The 22268-nt window shown below is 30.4% G+C and carries 17 protein-coding genes; 3 read left to right on the top strand and 14 right to left on the bottom strand.

The genetic code is table 11. From position 1 onward, the window contains the following. Nucleotides 1–87: 87 nt before the first annotated feature. From KHQ81_02140 to KHQ81_02125, 4 genes are all read right to left on the bottom strand, one after another. Nucleotides 88–675, bottom strand: a complete 588-nt coding sequence (locus KHQ81_02140) for a hypothetical protein (protein QVK18537.1) — start codon at nt 673–675, stop codon at nt 88–90. A 97-nt stretch (nt 676–772) separates the two neighbouring features. Beyond that, nucleotides 773–2434 carry an alpha-glucosidase gene (locus tag KHQ81_02135; protein ID QVK18536.1) on the bottom strand — a complete coding sequence of 554 codons (1662 nt, stop codon included), beginning with the start codon at nt 2432–2434 and terminating at the stop codon, nt 773–775. Next, the gene (locus KHQ81_02130) at nt 2415–3791 is read right to left on the bottom strand and encodes an MFS transporter (protein ID QVK18535.1); all 1377 of its coding nucleotides are present in this window, start codon (nt 3789–3791) and stop codon (nt 2415–2417) included. Before KHQ81_02130 ends, KHQ81_02135 begins: the two co-directional genes overlap by 20 nt. Beyond that, nucleotides 3784–6198, bottom strand: coding sequence for a glycoside hydrolase family 3 C-terminal domain-containing protein (locus tag KHQ81_02125; GenBank protein QVK18534.1), 2415 nt, complete (start codon nt 6196–6198; stop codon nt 3784–3786). The genes KHQ81_02130 and KHQ81_02125 overlap by 8 nt, the downstream gene beginning before the upstream one ends. A gap of 257 nt (nt 6199–6455) precedes the next feature. Between KHQ81_02125 and KHQ81_02120 the strand changes: the two genes are divergently transcribed. Further along, nucleotides 6456–7301 carry a sulfide/dihydroorotate dehydrogenase-like FAD/NAD-binding protein gene (locus tag KHQ81_02120; GenBank protein ID QVK18533.1) on the top strand — a complete coding sequence of 282 codons (846 nt, stop codon included), beginning with the start codon at nt 6456–6458 and terminating at the stop codon, nt 7299–7301. Further along, on the top strand, nt 7294–8688 hold the full coding sequence (gltA, locus tag KHQ81_02115; GenBank protein QVK18532.1) for an NADPH-dependent glutamate synthase: 1395 nt from the start codon (nt 7294–7296) through the stop codon (nt 8686–8688). The genes KHQ81_02120 and gltA overlap by 8 nt, the downstream gene beginning before the upstream one ends. 59 nt (nt 8689–8747) lie before the next feature. Here gltA and KHQ81_02110 read toward each other — a convergent pair whose 3' ends face one another. Next, the gene (locus KHQ81_02110) at nt 8748–10964 is read right to left on the bottom strand and encodes an ankyrin repeat domain-containing protein (protein QVK18531.1); all 2217 of its coding nucleotides are present in this window, start codon (nt 10962–10964) and stop codon (nt 8748–8750) included. A gap of 18 nt (nt 10965–10982) precedes the next feature. Then, the gene (gene mutY / locus KHQ81_02105) at nt 10983–12035 is read right to left on the bottom strand and encodes an A/G-specific adenine glycosylase (protein QVK18530.1); all 1053 of its coding nucleotides are present in this window, start codon (nt 12033–12035) and stop codon (nt 10983–10985) included. A gap of 150 nt (nt 12036–12185) precedes the next feature. Here mutY and megL point away from each other — a divergent pair, with 150 nt between their 5' ends. Next, nucleotides 12186–13370, top strand: coding sequence for a methionine gamma-lyase (gene megL, locus KHQ81_02100; GenBank protein QVK19526.1), 1185 nt, complete (start codon nt 12186–12188; stop codon nt 13368–13370). 44 nt (nt 13371–13414) lie between these two features. On the opposite strand, the gene KHQ81_02095 is transcribed toward megL, so the two are convergent. The 8 genes from KHQ81_02095 to KHQ81_02060 all read right to left on the bottom strand — a co-directional run bounded on the left by KHQ81_02095 (nt 13415) and on the right by KHQ81_02060 (nt 22263). Beyond that, a complete protein-coding gene (locus KHQ81_02095; protein QVK18529.1) occupies nt 13415–14551 on the bottom strand; it encodes a glycerate kinase in 1137 nt (378 codons plus the stop codon). 227 nt (nt 14552–14778) lie between these two features. Next, nucleotides 14779–15495 carry a serine/threonine protein phosphatase gene (locus KHQ81_02090; protein QVK18528.1) on the bottom strand — a complete coding sequence of 239 codons (717 nt, stop codon included), beginning with the start codon at nt 15493–15495 and terminating at the stop codon, nt 14779–14781. Between the two features lie 102 nt (nt 15496–15597). Beyond that, complete coding sequence (locus tag KHQ81_02085; GenBank protein QVK18527.1) at nt 15598–16065, bottom strand: hypothetical protein; 468 nt, start codon at nt 16063–16065, stop codon at nt 15598–15600. Between the two features lie 85 nt (nt 16066–16150). Then, complete coding sequence (locus KHQ81_02080; GenBank protein ID QVK18526.1) at nt 16151–17551, bottom strand: FAD-binding oxidoreductase; 1401 nt, start codon at nt 17549–17551, stop codon at nt 16151–16153. Beyond that, nucleotides 17541–18617, bottom strand: coding sequence for an electron transfer flavoprotein subunit alpha/FixB family protein (locus tag KHQ81_02075; protein ID QVK19525.1), 1077 nt, complete (start codon nt 18615–18617; stop codon nt 17541–17543). Before KHQ81_02075 ends, KHQ81_02080 begins: the two co-directional genes overlap by 11 nt. 142 nt (nt 18618–18759) lie before the next feature. Next, nucleotides 18760–19551, bottom strand: coding sequence for an electron transfer flavoprotein subunit beta/FixA family protein (locus KHQ81_02070; protein QVK18525.1), 792 nt, complete (start codon nt 19549–19551; stop codon nt 18760–18762). Nucleotides 19552–19570: 19 nt separating this feature from the next. Beyond that, nucleotides 19571–21403 carry a family 10 glycosylhydrolase gene (locus KHQ81_02065; protein ID QVK18524.1) on the bottom strand — a complete coding sequence of 611 codons (1833 nt, stop codon included), beginning with the start codon at nt 21401–21403 and terminating at the stop codon, nt 19571–19573. Nucleotides 21404–21435: 32 nt separating this feature from the next. Further along, nucleotides 21436–22263 carry a MurR/RpiR family transcriptional regulator gene (locus KHQ81_02060; protein QVK18523.1) on the bottom strand — a complete coding sequence of 276 codons (828 nt, stop codon included), beginning with the start codon at nt 22261–22263 and terminating at the stop codon, nt 21436–21438. Nucleotides 22264–22268 lie beyond the last annotated feature (5 nt).

Genomic DNA, 22268 nt, shown 5'->3' with positions numbered 1-22268 from the left:
ATTAATTAGTATAGTCTAGTTCATCAGATTATATCAAAAAAAAGAAAAAGTTAGTTATAAAAATACGATAACTAACTTCTTTAAGTATTATAAATGATAATTTTCAATGCGATGTGTAACATCCTCTAAACAAGGAACGATGAATTCATATTCTTTTTCATTAGTTATTAATTTTAATATATTTGAGTATTTCGTAAGTGTCAATATTTTTTTAAACCAATTATTCTCTTGTCTTTCAATGGTGAACTTTGCATCTTTATACGGTACAAAAAACAATGTTTTTTTCTCAAACATTTGATATACTTTATAATCAATTGTATCCTTTGTTATTAATAATACACCCTTTGAATTATTGAACAAACCATTTCTAAATATAACCGGAATAAACACATTCAATTTGAATTTTTTATGATAATTTGAGAAATAAGTATTTTTCTTTTTATTGAATTTTAAGGTGAAATAAACAGTTGATAATCCCTCTATAAATCCAAATACAAATCCGATAAGTATATAGTACCAATTTAATTCAAAACCTGTCCCTAAGAAAACAAGTGATACCAAATTATACAATAAAAAAATAATAACTGAAAACACTAACCCAACATATATTGGTAATAAAAAATAAATGCGTTTATAATATTTTTTTTCCTCAACTTTTGTAATCATACTTTTCATTTTATCCAACTCCTATCTTCATAGTATCATTATAAATAAAAATCATTTAATTTTCAATTGAATTATTTCTTTTTTATAATTATTTGGAATAATTACATTATTTTAATAAATAAACCCGTGCTTCATATGGTCTTGTTTTGAATTTATTTAAATCATCCATAACTTCATAATTTGATAATAACAAAGTAGCTCTTTTATACTTAATTGACTTTGGAAGTGAAAACAATATTTTTTTAGAAGTAAAACTTGTTATTACCAATAATTTTTCATCATTTAAATTTCTTTCATAAATATATAAGTATTTATTCTTAATATCATGTTCTTTATAATCTCCATAAATGATTATTTCATACTCTTTTCTTAAGGCAATAATTTTTTTATAATAATGATAAATTGAACATTTGTCAACTATCGCATTTTCAACATTGATTGTCTTATAATTGGTGTTTACTTCAATCCAAGGTTTATTTGTAGAAAATCCTGCATATATTTTATCACTCCACTGCATTGGTGTTCTTGCATTATCTCTACTCATATATTGAAACTTCTTCATCATCCTTCTGTGGGATATATGTAATTTTTCTCTTCCAAGTTTATAAATATTATGTGTTTCAACATCTTTATATTGTGATAATTCAGAAAAATAAGCATTCGTCATTCCTATTTCCTGTCCCTGATAAATATAGGGAGTTCCTTGTTGGAAATAAATCATTGTAGAAAGCATTTTAGCACTTTCAACTCTATATTTTTTATCATCGCCCCACCTTGATACAATACGTGGTTGATCATGATTTTCTAAGTATAAGGAATTCCACCCTTTCCCATTGATATCATTTTGCCACTTAGATAATACTTTTTTTAATTTAGGTAATTTAAAAGGACGAATAAACCATTTAAAAATATTATCAACATTCATATGATCAAAATGAAATATCATACTTAATTCGTTTCTTTTTTCATCAACGTATGACAATGCATCTTTTGTACTAACAAAAACAGCTTCACCCACGGTAAAACAATCGTATTTAGATAAAACGCCCTTATTGATTTCTCTAAGATACTCATGAACATGTGGTCCGTTCATGTAATGTTCAGATCCAATTAAACCTAAAGAGAATTTTCCATCAGGTAATCCTTCTTTTTTAGATATAATATTAATCACATCACATCTAAATCCATCAACGCCTAAATCTAACCAATATTTAATAATGTCCTTTACTTCATGTCTAACTTTAGGATTATCCCAATTTAAGTCAGGTTGTTTCTTACTGAATAAATGCATATAATATTCATCAGTTGTTTGATCATATTCCCATACACTTCCAGTAAAAAAGGATGTCCAATTATTCGGTTTCTTTCTCCCATTACCTTTACGCCAAATATAGTAATTACGGAAAGGATTATCCTTACTTTTTTTACTTTCTATAAACCAAGGATGTTCATCACTCGTATGATTTACAACTAAATCCATCACCAGTTTAATATTTCTATCATGAAGTCCTTTAATCATCTCTTTCCAATCATCTAATTTCCCAAAATCATCCATAATATCTCTATAATCACTTATATCATAACCATTATCATCATTAGGAGATTGATAGACTGGTGATAACCAAACAATAGAAATACCTAATTCTTTCAAATAATCCAACTTCTCAATAATCCCACGAATATCTCCAATTCCATCTCCATTACTATCTTTAAAACTCCGAGGATAGATTTGATAAACAACGCCTTCTTTATACCATGCTTTCTTCAATTTGATTCCCCTTTTCTTTCATTTTATCTTTTCGATGTTTTATTTCTTCCACCCAGTACCTCTGATCTTTATCTGTATATTTATAAAAGAACATTGGAATTATACTCAAAATACATCCAATACCAGGAATAAGTGAAACTAAACTAAATATTCCATGATAGACTTGTGGTAATTGATTTGGTGAATCTTTAACAAACCCTGTATAATACAAAACCATACCCATCGTAAAATTCGTTAAACCACCACTTAATTTAAAGAAAAATGTTTGGGAAGCATAACATAATCCTTCTGCACGTTTGCCTGTTTTCCATTCTAAATAATCAACAGAATCAGCAATCATTGAGGTTTGTAAAACATTGAAAAATCCCATGGATAAAGAACTAAAAAATACAAAAGTTAACACATCAATTAAACTATCATATCCAGTTAAATACATTAAGAAATACATAATCGCACCAAATATACTTGTCAAAATATATAGATTTCTTTTCGTAAAGAATTTAAGCAATAACGGCGTTATAATAATCGCGAATAAAACAGAAGTAATTAATACACCACCAAGTAAAGAATATAATTCAGAATCATGCAAATTATATTTTGTAACATAGGTTCCGGCTGACTGTGACATAAATCGGCTAAAACCCAAAATACTTGAAAATAAAATAATGAGAAGTGGTGTATTTTTTAAAAACAGTTTCATATTTTCGATTAATGTTACTTTTTCTTTCTGTGGTATCACTCTTTCTTTAGTATTAAAATAAGCTAGAGAAAATAAACTACACCCGATTATAGAGACAATAATAGCTGTAAGTAAATAACCTTGTTTTTCTGATCCATTTCCTAAGTTTTCTACCAACAAAGGTATCCCTACTATACTAGCTCCAGAACCAACCATCGTCATAAACCGGGTAAAAGTGATTAATCTAGTTCTTTCACTTGTATCACTACTCATTGAAGCAGATAACCCCCAATATGGTACATCTCCAATGGTATATACCATTCCCCATAAGATGTAAGTAACAAATATATATACAATTTTTAGAGAGTAGGTATAATTAATTAATAGAAAGGTTAATATTGTTAGTACTGCGATAGGGATTGGTGCAATTAATAGATAAGGCCGTAATTTTCCCCATCTAGTTCTTGTGTTATCAACAACACTCCCCATAATAAAATCGTTTATGGCATCCCAAACTCTAGCAACTAAAAATAATGTACCTACCGTACGAGCATTAATACCAAAAACATCCGTATAAAATATCATTAGAAATGATGAAGACAAAATATAGACCATGTTTTGTCCCATTCCCGCTAATCCATAGGATGCTATTTCCTTAATCTTTATTTTCTCATTCATCCCTTTTTCTCCTCAACTTATTTTTACTTAGCTTTAATAATTTTCTTAACACTTTAATATATCTCCTATTTATTAGTTCAAGTAATCCATCTGCCATTTCTTTTTTAAAGGTCCCACCACTGAAACTAACTAATGATCTAAATGGTAAATCAATAAGTGATCGTTCTCTCATCAAACGGGTAGATTCATCCTTTGATATTTTTTTTATTTGTTTCTTAACCATCCATAAAATAATTCTCCCTACAAAAGTATGAGAAACATCACCTAGTGTTGAATTAAATGTGTAAGGTCTTTTTAATTTTTTATTTAATGGTGGTAATTTTCTAGATAATAATATTTCATATGTTTCACTATTAAATCCATGTTTTAAAGATTCATAATGATGCAAATCTATGTTTTGATAGGGTGAAACAACTTTTTCTAAAGGTTTAATATTAACAATTGTTTTTAAATGAATATCTTTTGATGAAGAACCTATACAGATTTCATAGTCACCTGATTCTACAACCCAATCTTTAAGGGTAATATGATAATAAGCAAAGGTACGTTTATCTAATTTAAAGGTGATTTTTTTTTCTTCTCCAACTAATAAATTTATTTTTTCAAAACCTTTAAGTTCTTTCACTGGTTTAAACACTGAAGACTCTATATCTCTTACATATAATTGACAAATTTCTTTTCCCGCTACTATTCCTGTATTTTTAATGGTAAATGAAACTTCTAATAATTTATTTTCTAATATCTCAGATTTATTTAACCTAAGATTTTGATATGAGAAAGTTGTATAACTTAACCCATGGCCAAATGGAAATAAAACTTCTTGTTCTTTCTTTTCATAATACCTGTAACCAACATATATACTTTCTACATAGTATACAGAATTATTACCTCCAGGAAAGTAATTGAATGTAGGCGTATGTTCTAGTTTTAATGGATATGTTTCTGCTAATTTCCCGCTAGGATTGACATTACCATACAATATATCAACGATTGATAAAGCGCCACTTTCACCACCTAAATAAGCATTTAATATCCCTTTTACATGATTAATCCAAGGCATTGTAACTGGAGACCCCCCTGATAAAATAATCACTACATTGGGATTAATTTTTGTGATTTCTTCTACTAAATGATTATGGGCCTGTGGTAAGTCCATATGTTCTCTATCAAATCCTTCTGATTCATATTTTTCTGTTAATCCGATAAAAATAATAGGAACATCTACACTTTTAGCTACTTCAATTGCTTCTATTAATAATTCATGATTTATATCATCACTATCAATTGAATACCCTCTAGCATAAGTAAAATCTATATTTTTTTTAGATAAAACATCACATACATTTTCTAATTTAATAGGATTAATTTTTGAACTCCCACTCCCTTGATAACGTGGTATATATGCCATTTCACCAATTATCCCAATGGATTGATTTGGTTTGATTGGTAAGATAGACATTTCATTTTTTAATAGAACCATCGATTGATCTGCTACTTCTTTCGCTAATAAATGATGGTCTTTTTTTATGATTACTTTTTGACTTTTTTTACAATTATATATTAGGTTTAGTAGCCTTTCTACTGTTTTATTAAGTACCCTTTCATCTAAGGTACCATTTTTTACTGCGTCAATAATTAATTGATCATTTATCCCAAAACTTGTAGGCATTTCTAGATCTTGTCCATTTTCAAGACCTAATACACGGTCATTACAAGCACCCCAATCTGTCACAACAACGCCATCAAACCCCCATTCATCACGCAAAATATCATTTAATAAATATTTATTTTCACTAGCGTATTCTCCGTTTATTCGGTTATAAGAACACATCACAGTATATGGTTTTTCTTTCATAATTCGTTCGAAACTAGTTAAATAAATCTCTCTTAATGCTCTTTCATCAATTTCTGAACTAATTACTTGTCGTAATTTTTCTTGATTATTCGCAACAAAATGCTTAAGAGAAACACCTATTCCATTCTCCTGAACGCCACTTACAAAGGAAGCACCTAATTCTCCTGATAAGTAGGGGTCCTCAGAAAAATATTCAAAATTACGACCACATAAAGGAGAACGTTTGATATTAACTCCAGGACCCAATATTATATCAATATCATGATACCTACACTCAAAAGCAATTGCTTCTCCCATTTGTTTAATTAATTTTCTATCGAAAGAACAGGCAGTAGTTGCAGCTGGTGGGAAACAAGTAGAAGGATAACTAGGTTCATTCCCTAAATTATCAGACTTATCATATTGTTTTCTTAACCCATGAGGTCCATCAGCCATCATTATAGATGGAATACTTAATCTGTTAATCTCTTGTGTTTCCCATACATTCTTCCCAGAACATAATGATGCTTTTTCTTCTAAAGTCATTTTTTCAATAATTGAAATTATTTCCATATTGTCGTCTCTCCCTCTTTTTCTTAATAAAATTATATCATACAATGGTTATATTTTTTTATAAATAACCTATTTATCAAAAGAGAATTTACATACATATTAAAAATTAGCTTTAATATATATGTAAAACCATAAATTTTTACATTTTTATATAATAATTTCTAGTTTACTAAAAAAATTATATTTAGATGTATCTAAACTTGTGATATAATGAACATGTCTTTTTTATATCAAGTATTAGAATAAGGAGGATTACAATGTATAATATTATAAGAAAAGAAAAATTAAATCCATTTGTTACTCTACTAGAAGTTAATGCGCCGTTTGTAGCGAAAAAAGCACAAGCAGGACAGTTTATTATTTTTCGTGTAGATGAACAAGGTGAACGTGTCCCACTTACGATTGCCGATTATGATCGTAAAAAGGGATCTGTTACTATTATCTTTCAAGAAGTAGGAAAATCAACTAAATTACTAGGGAGTTTAGAAGTTGGCGATGAAATTCTTGACTTTGTTGGACCACTTGGTGTACCAACTCACTTAGAACATGTGAAAAAAGTCGCTGTTGTTGGTGGTGGCGTTGGTTGTGCAATTGCTTTTCCACAAGCTAAAGCATTATTTAATATGGGTGTTGAAGTTGATGTCATTGCAGGTTTTAGAAATAAAGAATTAGTTATTTTAGAAAAAGAAATGGAAAAAGTATCTAATCGCCTATTTATTTGTACTGATGATGGTAGTTATAAAGAAAAAGGATTAGTTACAAATATTCTTCAACGTTTAATTGATGAAGGAAATGAATATGATCTAGTAATCACTATTGGACCTTTAGTGATGATGAAATATGTGTCACTTGTAACTAAACCATATAACATTAAAACATTAGTAAGTTTAAACCCAATTATGATTGACGGAACTGGTATGTGTGGTGGATGTCGCGTCACAGTGAATGGAGAAACTAAATTTGCTTGTGTAGATGGACCGGACTTTGATGGTCATCAAGTTGATTTTGATGAATTAATTACTCGAAATAAATTTTACAAAAATGAAGAAAAAGAAGCTAGAAATCATAAATGTAGATTATTTAAGGGGGTTCACAATGCCTAACATGTCATTAAAAAAGGTCGCTATCCCAGAACAAGACCCAAATATAAGAAATAAGAATTACAAAGAAGTTACCTTAGGTTATACTGAAGATATGGCAGTTGAAGAAGCACAACGTTGCTTAAACTGTAAACACAAACCTTGTATATCTGGATGTCCTGTTTCAGTAAATATACCTGATTTCATACAGCATGTTGCAAATAAAGACTTTGAAGAAGCTTATAAAAGTATTACTGAATCAAATCTACTTCCTGCTATTTGTGGACGAGTTTGTCCACAAGAAACACAATGTGAACAAAAATGTGTACGAGGAATAAAAGGAGAACCAGTAGCGATTGGTCGTTTAGAGCGTTTTGTTGCTGATTATCATATGAAACATAGTACAGAAAAACAAGTTCAGCCAGAAACTAATGGACATAAAGTCGCTGTTGTTGGTTCTGGACCTAGTGGACTTGCATGTGCTTCTGATTTAGCGAAATTAGGTTATGAAGTTACTATATTTGAGGCTTTCCACACACCAGGTGGTGTATTAGTCTATGGTATTCCTGAATTTCGTTTACCAAAAAGCATTGTACAAAAAGAAATTGATAATTTAAAAGACCTTGGTGTTAAAATCATGACAAATATGGTTATTGGAAAAATATTAACCATTGATGAGTTACAAGAAATGGGTTATGAAGCCATCTTTGTAGGAACAGGTGCTGGAACACCAAACTTTATGAATATTGAAGGTGAATCATTAATCGGTGTGTATTCAGCAAATGAATATTTAACACGTATTAATCTAATGAAAGCTTATATAGAAGGCTACGATACCCCAATTAGAAAAAGTAAATCTGTTGCGGTTATCGGTGGTGGAAATGTTGCGATGGATGCCGCTAGAAGTGCTAAACGATTAGGTGCTGAAAATGTTTATATTATCTATCGTCGTTCGTTAGATGAATTACCAGCACGTAAAGAAGAAGTCCATCATGCAATGGAAGAAGGTATCATCTTCAAGTTACTCAATAATCCAGTTAAAATTCTTGGCGATGAAAATAATGAAGTAACTAAAATAGAGTGTATTGAGATGAAATTAGGAGAAGCTGATGCTTCTGGTAGAAGACGTCCGATGTCTATAGAAGGATCAAACCATACCATTGATGTTGATACAGTAATTATGTCAATTGGAACATCACCAAATCCATTAATCCGTCAAACCACACCAGGAATTGAAACAAACAAATGGGGTTGCTTAGTTGTAAACGAAGGAATGGCAACTACTCGTGAATGTATCTATGCTGGTGGAGATGCAGTAACTGGTGCAGCAACCGTTATATTAGCAATGGGTGCAGGAAAAACTGCCGCTCAATCAATTGATGAATATATTAAACAAAAAGAAAATAAATAATAATAAAACCATCTTGTCAATATGATAAGATGGTTTTTTATATAGTCAAATTAATCAGACTATCTCTCAAAATAGTATATGATGATACCACAGATAATAAAGGTACAAAGATAAATCAAAATGAAAATCAAGTGGTATAATATTGGGACTAGTTCATGCTTAATAAAGTGATAATCTTCTTGAGATTTAAATAACTTTATAATTTCTTTTTTTCTTTTGAATCTAGCCATTAATAGGGGCGATTGGAAAGAAAGTGTAAATGCTCCATAACAATTCATATTTGCGTTTGCATTTAATAAAAGTTGTACAATTTCTTTATGATTTTTTGTGACCGCAAAATGTAGTGCTGTCATCCCTTTTTCAGCCCGTACATCTACATCAGCTCCATTTTTGATTAACAAATCTACAATTTCTATATTACCTGATTCCGCAGCATAATGAATTGGATATCGTTTTAATTTGTTTCTAACATTGATTTCAGCATGATGTTCAACTAATAATTTTGCTGTCTCAAATTGATTATTGCTAATAGCACTCATGAGTGGCGTTATCCCTTTATTAGTGTGGGTGTTTATATAAGCCCCGTTCTCTATCAATAGTTGTACAATATCAATAAATCCATTTCGAGCAGCCGTTTGTAGAGGTGATATATTTGTTTCATTACTTAATTCAATATCAGCCCCTTCTTCGATGAATAATTTGACAAGATCTATTTCATTATATATTACCGCATTATGTAGTGGGGTTATTCCTGTTTTTGATTGAGCATTAATCAGTGCTCCATTCTCGACAAGTAATTGAGCAATATCACATCGTCCTAAATGAGCTGTTTCATGAAGGGGAATTGCTTTATTATCATCAGCACCAATATTTATATTAGCTCCTTTTTCAATTAAAAGTTTGATTAATTCGATATTACCTGTGAAAATCGAATAATAAAAAGGGGTTAAATACTGTTTTGTTTTTACGTCTAAATTTGCATGATATTTAATCAGTAATTCAACAATAGGTATATTTTGTTTTTCAACTGCTAAATGAAGAGGGGTTACCCTTTCATCATTTTCTACATTAACTTTAGTTCCATAATTAATCAGTAATTCTGTCATTTCTAATGAACCTGATAAAACAGCATGATGTAAAGGTGTAATTCCTTGCTTACTTTTTTCATTTACAGAGATTCCTTCTGCGATGAAAAGTTTCGTAATTTCTATATGATTACAGTAAGTCGAGACATGAAGAGGGGTATATCCATCATTATCTTTTATATTTGGAGAAATTCCTAATTCTAAGAAATATTGAAAAGCATGAAGGGAATTATAAGTAGCAACATTAAAATAAACATGGTTATTTTTATTATATTGGTTTAGATTTAGTCCACTATCAATTAATAACTTAATAATATCAACATTATCATGACCTATCGATAAAGATAATGGCGTTTCATTATTTTGATTAAATACTGATAATTTAGCTTGATGTGAAATAAGCAATCCGATTAATTCCTTATTTTGATGATAGCACGCAATATGAAGCGGTGTATTACCGTAAATATCTTTAATATTGATAGATGCACCTAGTTCAATTAATGTCTTTGCACAATCATCTGCTTTTTGATACAGAGCGTTATGTAAAGCAGTCTTCCCTTCATCACTTTGTTCATTGATAGGTATTCCAAGTTCAATAAGCAACCTAAGATTTTTTTCTGCATTTTCATTTGAAACTAAATGAAGTAAGGTTTCATTATAATAATTTCTTACTTTAATATTCAATTCAGCATTCGTATAAAAAGCTTTTACCATTTGCACATTATCTTCTTTTAATGCATCCCAAATAATATCTTCATTCCCAGGTTGGTCTGGATTTACAAAACGTAATTCCTTAAACAAAATAATTCCTAAATCTGCGAGAGTTATATCAGTATTATCTAGAGGTTCTTTCATTTTATGATCATCAATTTTTAATCCATTCGCTCGATTATTTAATGCGATTATGAGTTCATTTAAATATGGATTATGAGGATTAACATTAAATTGATTAAATAATAATTCAGCAATTTCATCTTTAATATGATATATACGACGTAGTATTTCTAAAAATGTTAGGCTTTTATTATGGGTAACATTCTCTAAATATTTCTTTAGTAATAACTCATCAGAGTATCTCTCTATAGAATATATATCAAGTGATGCTAATATACTAAAGGTATCGTATAATTCAAAATCCCTTCGAGACTCCCTTTTCTGTTTTAATAATTCCTTTAAACTAATCTTTTTCATAACAAATCACCCTTTTCTTTACTTAAACTGATGCAATATTTTTTTATGTATTGTTGAAAATGAAATTTTCTCAATTTCATCTTTTGTGACCAACTTAAAATGATGTGGCAAATCTGATGAATCATAAAGGGTCGCTAAATAGGCTTTTATCTCCCAAATACGATGTGTGAAAACATGTTTAAACTCACCTAAATAAGATTCTTCTTTAATTTCAATTCCATCATGGTCGAATAAATTTTGTTGAAACTCCTCAAAAGTTTTTGATTCAAATTGTATGAATTCCCAAAAGTTAGCAAGGAGTCCACTAGCACTTCTTTTCCTCACTAAGAACTGATTTTTATCATTTTCGATAATGACCATGACTAATTTAACTTTAGTCTGTTTCGTTTTCTCTCCTTTAACAGGTAACTCATCATCATAACCTTCATGATATGCTTTACAACAAAAATTAACTGGACATAAATGGCATTTTTGACCTTTTGGTGTACAAATAAGTGCTCCTAACTCCATTAGACCTTGCGTGAAAGATGAAGGGTCATCCTTAGAGATTAATTCTTTAACAATTGATTCAAATATTGATTTCGTTTTTGATAAACGAATATCATCCCATATATCTAATACACGACTTAAAACACGCATAACATTCCCATCTACAGCAGGATAAGGTTTATTAAATGCGATTGAACTAATGGCACCAGCTGTATAAGACCCAATTCCTTTTAAAGATAGAATTGTCTTATAATCACTAGGAAAAACACCATGATATTTTGAAACAATATCTTGAGCCGTTTTATAAATGTTTTTTGCGCGTGAATAATATCCTAATCCTTCCCAATACTTTAAAACTTCTTCTTCACAACTACTAGCCAGTTCTTTTATTGTCGGAAACCTTTTTATAAAACGTGTATAATATGGAATTACGGTTTTCATTTGTGTTTGTTGGAGCATAATTTCACTAATCCATATTCGATAAGGCTCTTGATTTTCTCTAAAAGGTAACACTCTTTTATTTTTTTTATACCAATCAATTAACGCATCAGAAAATTTTTTATTACTAAATTGACAATTCATACTACATCACCTACAATAATAAATCCATTATAACATATCCACATATTAATAGGAAAGTCTGATATCAATACATCTCTAAATTATCGACATAAAAATGCATTTAATATTGAAAACGCTATCATTTAGTGCTATTATATTATTATAGGAGGGATTAATTTGAAACATAAAGGTTTTTCTACAAAAGCAATCCATGTAGGACATGATAATAATCCTCATGGCACACTCGCTACACCAATCTATCAAACATCTACTTTCGTATTTGATAGTGCAGAACAAGGTGGAAGACGTTTTAATTTAGAGGAAGAAGGCTACATTTATACAAGACTTGGAAATCCAACCACTAAAGTATTAGAAGAAAAAGTGGCTGCTTTAGAAAATGCTGATGGTTGTATCGCAACCGCTTCAGGCATTAGTGCCGTGTCTACTCCACTATGGAGTGTTCTAAAACAAGGTGACCACATGGTTAGTGACACTAATTTATATGGTTGTACCTTCGCTTATTTCTCACATGGTTTAACACGTTTTGGGGTTGAAGTTACATTTGTTGATGCAAGTAATCCTGAAAACGTAAAAAATGCGATTAAACCGAATACAAAAGTTATTTATTGTGAAACGCCAACCAATCCATCATTAAAATTAATTGATATAAAAGCATTAGGAGATATTGCGAAAGAAGCTAATGCATATCTCATGGTTGATAATACATTCTCAACACCTTATCTAACAAAACCAATGGATTTAGGTGCTGATATTGTTATTCACTCTGGAACAAAATATTTAAATGGACATGGTGATGTTATCTCTGGACTAATTTGTGCTAAAAAAGAATTATTAAATGATATCCGTTATTTTGGATTAAAAGATATGACAGGTGCTGTTATGTCACCATTTGATTCTTACTTAGTACTTAGAGGAATTAAAACACTCAGTGTTCGTATGGAAAAACATTGTCAAAATGCTTTAGAAGTAGCAAAATATTTAGAAAGCCATCCAAAAATTAAACGCGTTTACTATCCTGGATTAGAATCTCATCCACAACATGAACTAGCAAAAAGACAAATGAAATTACCTGGTGGTATTATCTCATTTGAATTAAAAGGTGGATTAGAAGAAGGTAAAAAACTTATCAATTCAACAAAACTATGTAAATTAGCTGTTTCATTAGGAGACTTAGAATCATTAATACAACATCCTGCTAGTATGACACATTCTCCATATACAAAAGAAGAACGTTTAAAAGCTGGAATATCTGATGAACTCATTCGTATTTCAGTGGGATTAGAAGATGTAGAAGATATTATTGATGATTTAAAACAAGCTTTAGAAAGTATCTAAAAACAAATTAAAAGAACATTTTCCTTGGGAAAATGTTCTTTATTTTATTTAATACTCTTAATTAATCTAAATAACTCTTTCGTATTCTTTTCAACAAAGTTCATTGCTTTTTCTTTGTCCATTGCTTCCTCTAAAGACATTGGATAATTCATAATAGAAAATAGTGAGGTCATCCCCTCTTGATGTAATTTATAAGCATCATCCATTAATGAACCACTGATTCCAATGACAGGAATATGATGTTTTTTTCCTAATTGAGATACACCCATTGGTGCTTTACCCATCACTGATTGGAAATCCATTTTACCTTCACCTGTGATAAAAATATCTGCATCTTTAACTTTAATTTCTAAATCAAGTTTATTAAAGATAATTTCTATACCTGGTAATAATTCTCCATTTAAGAAAGCATGAATTCCGCCACCTAACCCACCAGCAGCACCTGCACCTTTAAATGAACTGATATTTTTACCAAGGGTTTCTTCTATAAATGATGCAAAATGTTTCAATCCTTGATCTAATTCTTCAACCATAACCTTATCTGCCCCTTTTTGTTTTGCATAAACATAAGAGGCACCCTTTGGACCAAAGAAGGGATTATCCACATCACATAATACAGAAAAACGACATTCATCCAATGTTTTTAACTTACCTGAATCATCCATATGATGTACATAATTCAATGATTCACCAATACCTTTAAGGAGTTGATGATTCTCATCATAAAATTTATAACCAAGCGCTTCTAACATACCCATTCCAGCATCGTTTGTCGCACTACCACCAATTCCAATGATAAAATCACGACACCCTTTGTTAATCGCATCTTTTATTAATTCACCAACACCATAGGTTGTAGTTTTTAAAGGATTACGTTCACTCTCTTTTAACAGTGGTAATCCTGAACAAGTTGCCATTTCAATAATAGCGGTTTGATCATTTAGTATACCATATTTAGCTAACACTGGTTTCATCAAAGGATTATTTACTTCTTTATATACGAAATGTCCACCTAATCCTTCGATTAAAATATCAACTGTTCCTTCACCACCATCAGCTATCGGAACCTTGATGATATTTGCATCTTCATAAACTTGCTTAATTCCTTTTTCAACTGCTTGACTTACTTCATTTGTTGTCATACATCCTTTGAAGGAATCAATTGCGATTACTATTTTCATAATTTTCACCCTTCTCCAAAATTAATCTAATTATAATATTATTGCTAAAATACTTACTACGATGATTGTGACTGTTCCCTGAATAAGTGTTGCCATAGTATGTGTTTTATAAGCTGTTTTTACATCCATACCAGTAAATTGAGAACAAACCAGAAATAACTGTCATTTGAATGTGATATTGTTAAAGCACCAGCACCGATTCCGATAAAACTTTGTGCTGTACCTCATCAATTTTCGATAATTTCAAATACATTAATCCGTTTAGAATGATAGCATCCTCCATCTATACCAATCTTTTGCTTATCCTTATGATAATATATTGAATGTTTATCTTCATCAATCAAATTAAAATAACTTCTTATTTTACTAGTAAACCTGTGACCTACCACTACAATCTTTTTAAAATTAAACTCTTTTTCTAAATCAATTTCAAAAAATTCCTCTGGTTTAGTCCAAACTGCTCGCTTAAAATTACCTAATCTATAATCCCCATGACTAAAATCTAATCCTGCATGAGTGATAACATATTGTTTAGTTTCAAAATAATATGGTAGATTAGAAAGCCACTTCTTTAGGTAAGGATATTGTTTGTGTAAAATTCTACTTGCATTTTCAAATGAAATCTTATCATAATTAGGGATAAATGATAATAAAGTCTTTTTAAAACCATTATAAGTACAGTTAAATTCAACCCTCTCCTTATTTCCCTCTAAAAACTCTTCTAAAAAAAATTCGTGATTTCCTTTTAATATGATTGCTTTTCCATCTAAACTTAAAGGGTATAAAAATTCAAATACTTCTTTACTTTGATTACCTCTATCAAACATATCTCCATTAATAATGAGTTTGTGTTTTTCATTGTTCATATCAAAATCTGTCTTACTTAAAGCTTCCATCATTTCCTTATAATGACCATGGATATCACTCATAATAAAATATTTCATCTTATCCCTCAATTCATCTATATAATCATATTATATCATACATCCCTTTTATTATAACAAAAAGAGCCTTATAGGTTTATATTAAAGGCCCTTTTTATTCAATTATGACATGTCTGTTAGATCTGTAATGTTATAGCCTGCTTCTTCAGTTGGTTCTGTTAAAAGACTAGTATCAATATCTGTTAATTTTAAATTCTTAATCTCTACTGTAGTAAAACCTGTTTCATCTTCATACTCTATTTTAATTATTTTATCCTCATCTGTTACATAGTTCTTATAACTTATCCCTTGATAAGTATATTCATAACATGTTGTATTGATATCACCAACAGCTACATTCTCTGTTTTCTCTTCAAAAATAAAGTCATCTCGAAACTCTGTAAAATAACCTAAACTCGCTTCAAATTCATTTGAAGTGTCATCTAGCGCATATTTAAGCGCTAACTTAGATTCACTATCTTCACTAATTAAATACTTAAACTCTGTCATATATAATACAGTAATTCTTGAGTTTTCATTTTCATCAACCATACTAAATGCTGATACATCACCGTCTCTGGCGAATTCCAAAAGGAAGGTGGTTGTCTTGTTATCTAGTACTATACTTAGAAAAAAAAGAGTAAATAGTCTTGAAACTATTTACTCTTTATCTTTTCTATTCAACTATTTTACCTGGATTTAAAATATTCTTTTCATCAAACACACGTTTAATTCCTTGCATTAACTGCATTTGAGATTCTCCTAAATGACTTTTTAAGAAAGATTTTTTCGCATATCCAATCCCATGCTCACCTGAAACTAAACCTTTTAATTCAATTGATTTTTGATACATTAATGCAAATGTTTGGTTTAACTTAGTTTCCCATTCTTCATCACTTAAATCATCTTTACAAACATAAATATGTAAATTTCCATCACCTGCATGACCAAAACTAGGAATTCTAATATTTAAGTCTTTAGATATTTGATGGGTAAATAAAATAAACTCAGCTACCTTATCTCTAGGTACAACAACATCACATTCATCCATTTCAGTAGTGGATGCTTTAATCGCTTCTAAAAATGCGCCTCTTGCTTTCCAAACTGAATCTTTACGTTCATCTGTATCAACAATAAATACATCTTTCGCTTCTAATTCATCTAGACATAAATTTGCAACTGTCTTATAGTCATGATCTATTTGACTCTGATTATTACCATCAAAAGTCAATAAAATATAAGCATCATGTTTAGTATCAGGAAATTTCTTTCCTAAAAAGATTTCTGAAAATTCTATTGTTTTTCTTTCGAAAAATTCAATAGCTGTTGGAATTGTTTCAGATTTAGTAATATTTGTTACCGCATTGACCGCTTTTTCAATATTTTCAAATGGAACTAATAAACTCATATTATACTTAGGAAGTGCCATCAATTTTAAGACAGCTTTAGTGATGATACCTAAGGTTCCTTCAGAACCAATCATCAGCTGTTTTAAAGGGTAACCTGTACTATCTTTTACCACTTTACTTCCTAATGTAACCACATCACCATTTGGTAAAACAACTTCTAATGCACGAACCCAATCTCTAGTTACGCCATATTTTACTGCTCGCATACCACCTGCATTCGTACTAATGTTTCCTCCAATGGTTGCACTTTTTTCACCAGGATCTGGTGCATAAAAGTAACCTTTTGGTTCAACATAATCATATATATCCATTAGTAATACACCTGGTTCAACGGTTAAGGTAAGATTATTTTCATCAAGGTCTACTATTTGATTCATTTTCGAAGTATCTAAAACAATACCCCCATATAAAGGGACGCAGCCACCTACTAACCCTGTTCCAGCTCCACGAACGACAACAGGGATAACTTTTTGATAAGCATAACGCATCACTTTCGATACTTCTTCTGTAGATTGTACTTGAATGAGAACATCTGGCATTTTTTCAATGGTCCCTAATTCATCTTTTCCATAATCTTCATTAATTTCATCATGAGAAAATACACGATCATCTGAAATAACTTCTTTAAAATATAATATATCTTGTTCTTCTATTTGTTTATATGCCATTAATCTCACCATCTTCTTTGATTTTTTTAATTAGATTTGGTATTACTTCATAGATATCACCAATAATTCCTAGATGAGATACATCCATGATTGAAGCATTTTTGTCAATATTAACTGAAATAATCGTTTCACTATTTTTGATTCCAGCAACATATTGAACAGCACCAGATATTCCTAAATTAATCAATAATTTAGGTGCAACTGTACGACCACTTAAACCAATTTGTCTTCTTGGGTCAAACCAGCCGTTCTCAATTAATGGACGTGTACAAGCTACTTCAGCACCTAACAAATTAGCCAGTTCATAAACCATTTTTAAATCTTCTTTTGATTTAAAACTTCTTCCGCAACTTATAATTACAGGTGCTTCAGCGATGTCAATTCCTTTTTCTTTCTGTTTAATTTCATGAAGTTTAATTTTCGTATCTAAATTAATTCCTTCTAGTGATAATGAAGAGACCTTACCTATCTTCTTACCTACTTCTGGTTTATTAAATACTTTATATCTAACAGTAGCGATTTGTGGTCTATTATTCGGTGTGATAATAGAAGCCATAATATTTCCACCAAACGCTGGACGAATTTGAATTAAGTCGGTATTCTCTTTCACATCAAGAAAAGTACAATCAGCTGTAAGTCCAGTTTTTAATCTTGCGGCAACACGTGGAGCGTATGAACGTCCTAATGGTGTTGCACCAATTAAAATTGAACTAGGTTTATATTGTTTCACATACTGTGTTAAGACAGTTGTATATAATTCAATATTAAACTGTTTTAATTCATTATTTTTTACTTTAATTACTTCATCTACACCATAATGTAGAATCTCTTCTACCATATCATCAATATCATCGCCGATAATAATCGCATGAACTGGATGATTAATTTTTTTAGCTAGTTCTTGTGCTTTACCGATTAATTCAAACGTTACAGGATGAATTCTTTCCTCATCATGTTCAACATAAACACAAATCCCTTTCCAATCATCTTTATTAATCGATTCTTTAACAGTTTCAATAAATTCACAAACACCAGCTGGCCCTTTTTTTACACATAATTTACACATTTTACAAGCTGAACTAATTGAAAGGACATTATTTTCATAGGTAAATGCATTAAAAGGACATATGTTCAATAACTGCTTAATTTTTCCATCATCTAATAGGCTATGATTTATCTTTATTTCACTCACTTTATCTCTCTCCTTACTAAATAAACTTACTATCTTTCAGTTTCTTAAATAATGCGTCTGCCACATCTAGCGCACAACCTTCAATGACCTTTTGTTCAGTATTTTTATCCGGAGAAAAGATTTTCTCTACTTGTGTTGGAGAGCCATTTAAACCATACATCGTTTCATCTTTTAATGGTAAGTCCTTTAACATAACTGTATTTATTTCTAAATTTTGATAACTTACGCCACGTTTATACGAAGGTAAACGTGGTGTAAAGATATCTTTATCAATAGTAATTAAACAAGGAAATAGAACTTCTAAAACTTCATAATGATTTTCGTAATTTGAACTTACAATAATTGATTTATCTTTTACTTCTTTAATCTCATTAACAAAAGTTGCTTGAGGTAAATTCAAAAATTCTGCAATTTCAGGACCCACTTGGGCAGTATCACCATCTGTTGTTTGTTTTCCACAAATAACAAGATCTACATCTCCTAATTGCTCGATCCCTTGACTTAAAGTCCGTGAAGTTGCAAGCACATCAGCTCCAGCAAACTTACGATCACTGATTAAAACAGCATCATCGCACCCCATCCAAATTGCTTCTTTCAAAACTTCTTTCGCTTGAGGTGGACCCATCGTAATCGCTACAATAGATGCATCTGCACAAATTTCTTTAATATGTAGAGCCGTTTCAATCGCATATAAGTCATAAGGATTCATTTTACTTTTAGCTCCATCTCTGATTAAAACCCCTGTAATCGGGTCTACTTTTACATCAGTTGATGCAGGGACTTGTTTAATACAGACTGCTATTTTCAATTTAATCTCTCCTAACTACTTATGCTCGTCTAACTTTACGAAATGCAAAGGTAATTGACCCTATTACGATAAGAGCTGATGCTGCTATCGCTAGTACATATAAATTTTTATTAGAATTATCACTATCATTATTTGTATCTACTTCTTCGGTTGTTGTTGTCGTATCATCTGTTGTAGTGGTATCTTTTGTAGTTGTTGTAGTTTCTTCTGTTGTTGTAGTTTCTTCTGTCGTTGTAGTTTCTTCTGTTGTGGTTGTACTACCTGTATCATCAGAATAACTATATCTAACAATTTTTGCATCGCCTTCAAGAACACTATTACTTACAACAGTGATATGATAAACATATTCTGTATCTGCTACTAAGTTTGTATCTGTAAAAGTCACTGTATCACCATGTGCATCATTCGTTACTAACGAATAGATATTTGCAGGATCACTTAAATCTACTGTTTGATCATTCTCAAAACGATAAACAAGATAATATTTACTATTTTCAACTTTATCCCAACTAATATCTACACTAGAATTAATGTTTCCTGTTGTTGTTGAAACATTTTCAATTTGACCAGGAATTGTTTCATTAATCAATGGTAAAGTTGGTTGAAGTGCGATTGTATCCCACATACGTTCTTTAATATAGGTTCTTCCTGCAATTAGTGCAGATGAAGCAGATGATCTTAAATGTTTATAAGAAAAGAAAATACTTCCATTTATTTCTTCAAATTGATTATTATATAGTAATTGTTTTGGTAATTCATCATATTTATTCCAAGCTGAATTTGAACCATAACGATAGATTGCATTTCCAGTATATAAATTAACTTTGGTACCATGAACAACATCTGCCCACCAAGAAGCTAATGTTTCATAATCAGCTAAATTATGTCCAATTTCCCAATATAATTGTGGAGCAATATAATCAAGCCACTCTTCTTTAACCCATTTTCTAGTATCAGCATATTGCATATCATAACTTTGACTAGCTCTTGTATCAGACCCTAATGGATCAGTTGATTTATTTCTCCAAACACCAAATGGTGAGATACCAAATTGTACCGCTTTGTCATTTTCACGATCATAGGTACGAATTAACCCACTAATACCTTCAATTACTTCATCAACATTTCTTCTTCGCCAATCTGCTAATGATTCATATTCATTTTTATAAGTATCATAAGTTTCCATATCAAGATTACCTTTTACCCCACTATATGGATAAAAATAATCATCGAAATGAATTGCATCTACATCATAATTTGTAATAATCTCTTCAATTGTATCTTTAATAAATTGTTTAACTGCAGGCTCACCTGGATTTAAAATTAGACGACCATCTCCACCTTCTAAAACATATTCAGGGTGCTTTTTAGCATAATTTTTGTCTGTAAGTGAACTTATGATATCTTCTTTTGTATCATAATGATCTCCTACTTTTTCTAGAGAAACACGATATGGATTTAACCAAGCATGAAACTCAATCCCTCGTTTGTGAGATTCTTCAACCATCCAAGTAAGTGGATCCCATCCTGGTGATTTTCCTTCAATTCCAGTTAAATAACGGCTCCATGGATTTAAACTTGATGGATAGAATGCATCATTTGTTGGTCTCACTTGGAAAATAATAGCGTTAAAATTATATTCTTCTACTGTATCTAATATTTTTGTAAACTCTTCTTTATATTGATCTTCAGAAATATGATAACCAATATCAATACTTGCAACTGTTGCTACCCAAACACCTCTGAATTCATGTTTATTATGAACTATATTTGATTCAGCTTTAACATTAGCAGCTGTAGTACTTAAAAATATAAGGAAACTAATACTTAAAAAGATAATTAATTGCTTCATATTTATTTACATCCTCTCTCTTCTTTCTTTTCTTAATAACGTTTTGACGAAACAGACATTGCAGTTAATTTACGATTTTCTAAGTAATCTTCATTTTGTGCAATATATTCCATAAATAAAATGTCTATTACGAATAATTGTGATATTTTTTCAACTAAAGACCCCCCACTAGATAAACTCATTTTTCCAGATGTTAAAAGCACGATGTCAGAGTATTTAGTGATTGGTGATTTTTGAAAATTCGTTATTGCGATAACTTTCGCCCCTCGTTGTTTAGCTGAAGCGACAGCATCAACGATATCTTTTGTACTACCAGAAATTGTTATAACAATGATTAAATCCTCTTTACTCATAATTTGAGATGCCATCATTTGAAAATGATTATCAGTTACCACATGAAATTTATGAGCAATTCTAAAAAATTTACTTTGCGCTTCTTGTGCGGTTATTCCAGATGCTCCTACCCCATAAAAATATACACTTCTTGCTTCTTCAATCATTTTCACTGTTTTATCGATAGAATTATGATCTAGAAGATTTTTTGAATCTTCTAATACTGTCATCATATTTTGAAATACTCTATCACATATTGCTGTCTGTTGATTACTTTTAATCTTTTTAGTAATGGTGAAATCTTGTGCAATCGCTAGTTTAAAATCATGATATCCCTTATATCCTAATTTCTTACAAAATCGGACAATCGTTGTTTCTCCTACACCAGTTTCATCAGAAAACTCAGTAACAGATAAATGAACGGTTTCTTTTAAATTTTTAATTAAATATTTAATAATTTTTTGTTCACTTTTTGTATATGAACCATCTAATGACTGTATTTTACTAATGATTTTTCCTTGATACATAGTTC

The sequence above is a fragment of the Mycoplasmatota bacterium genome, from assembly GCA_018394295.1.
Lineage (GTDB): Bacteria > Bacillota_I > Bacilli_A > Haloplasmatales > Haloplasmataceae > JAENYC01.
This window is presented reverse-complemented; position numbering and strand designations above follow the sequence as displayed.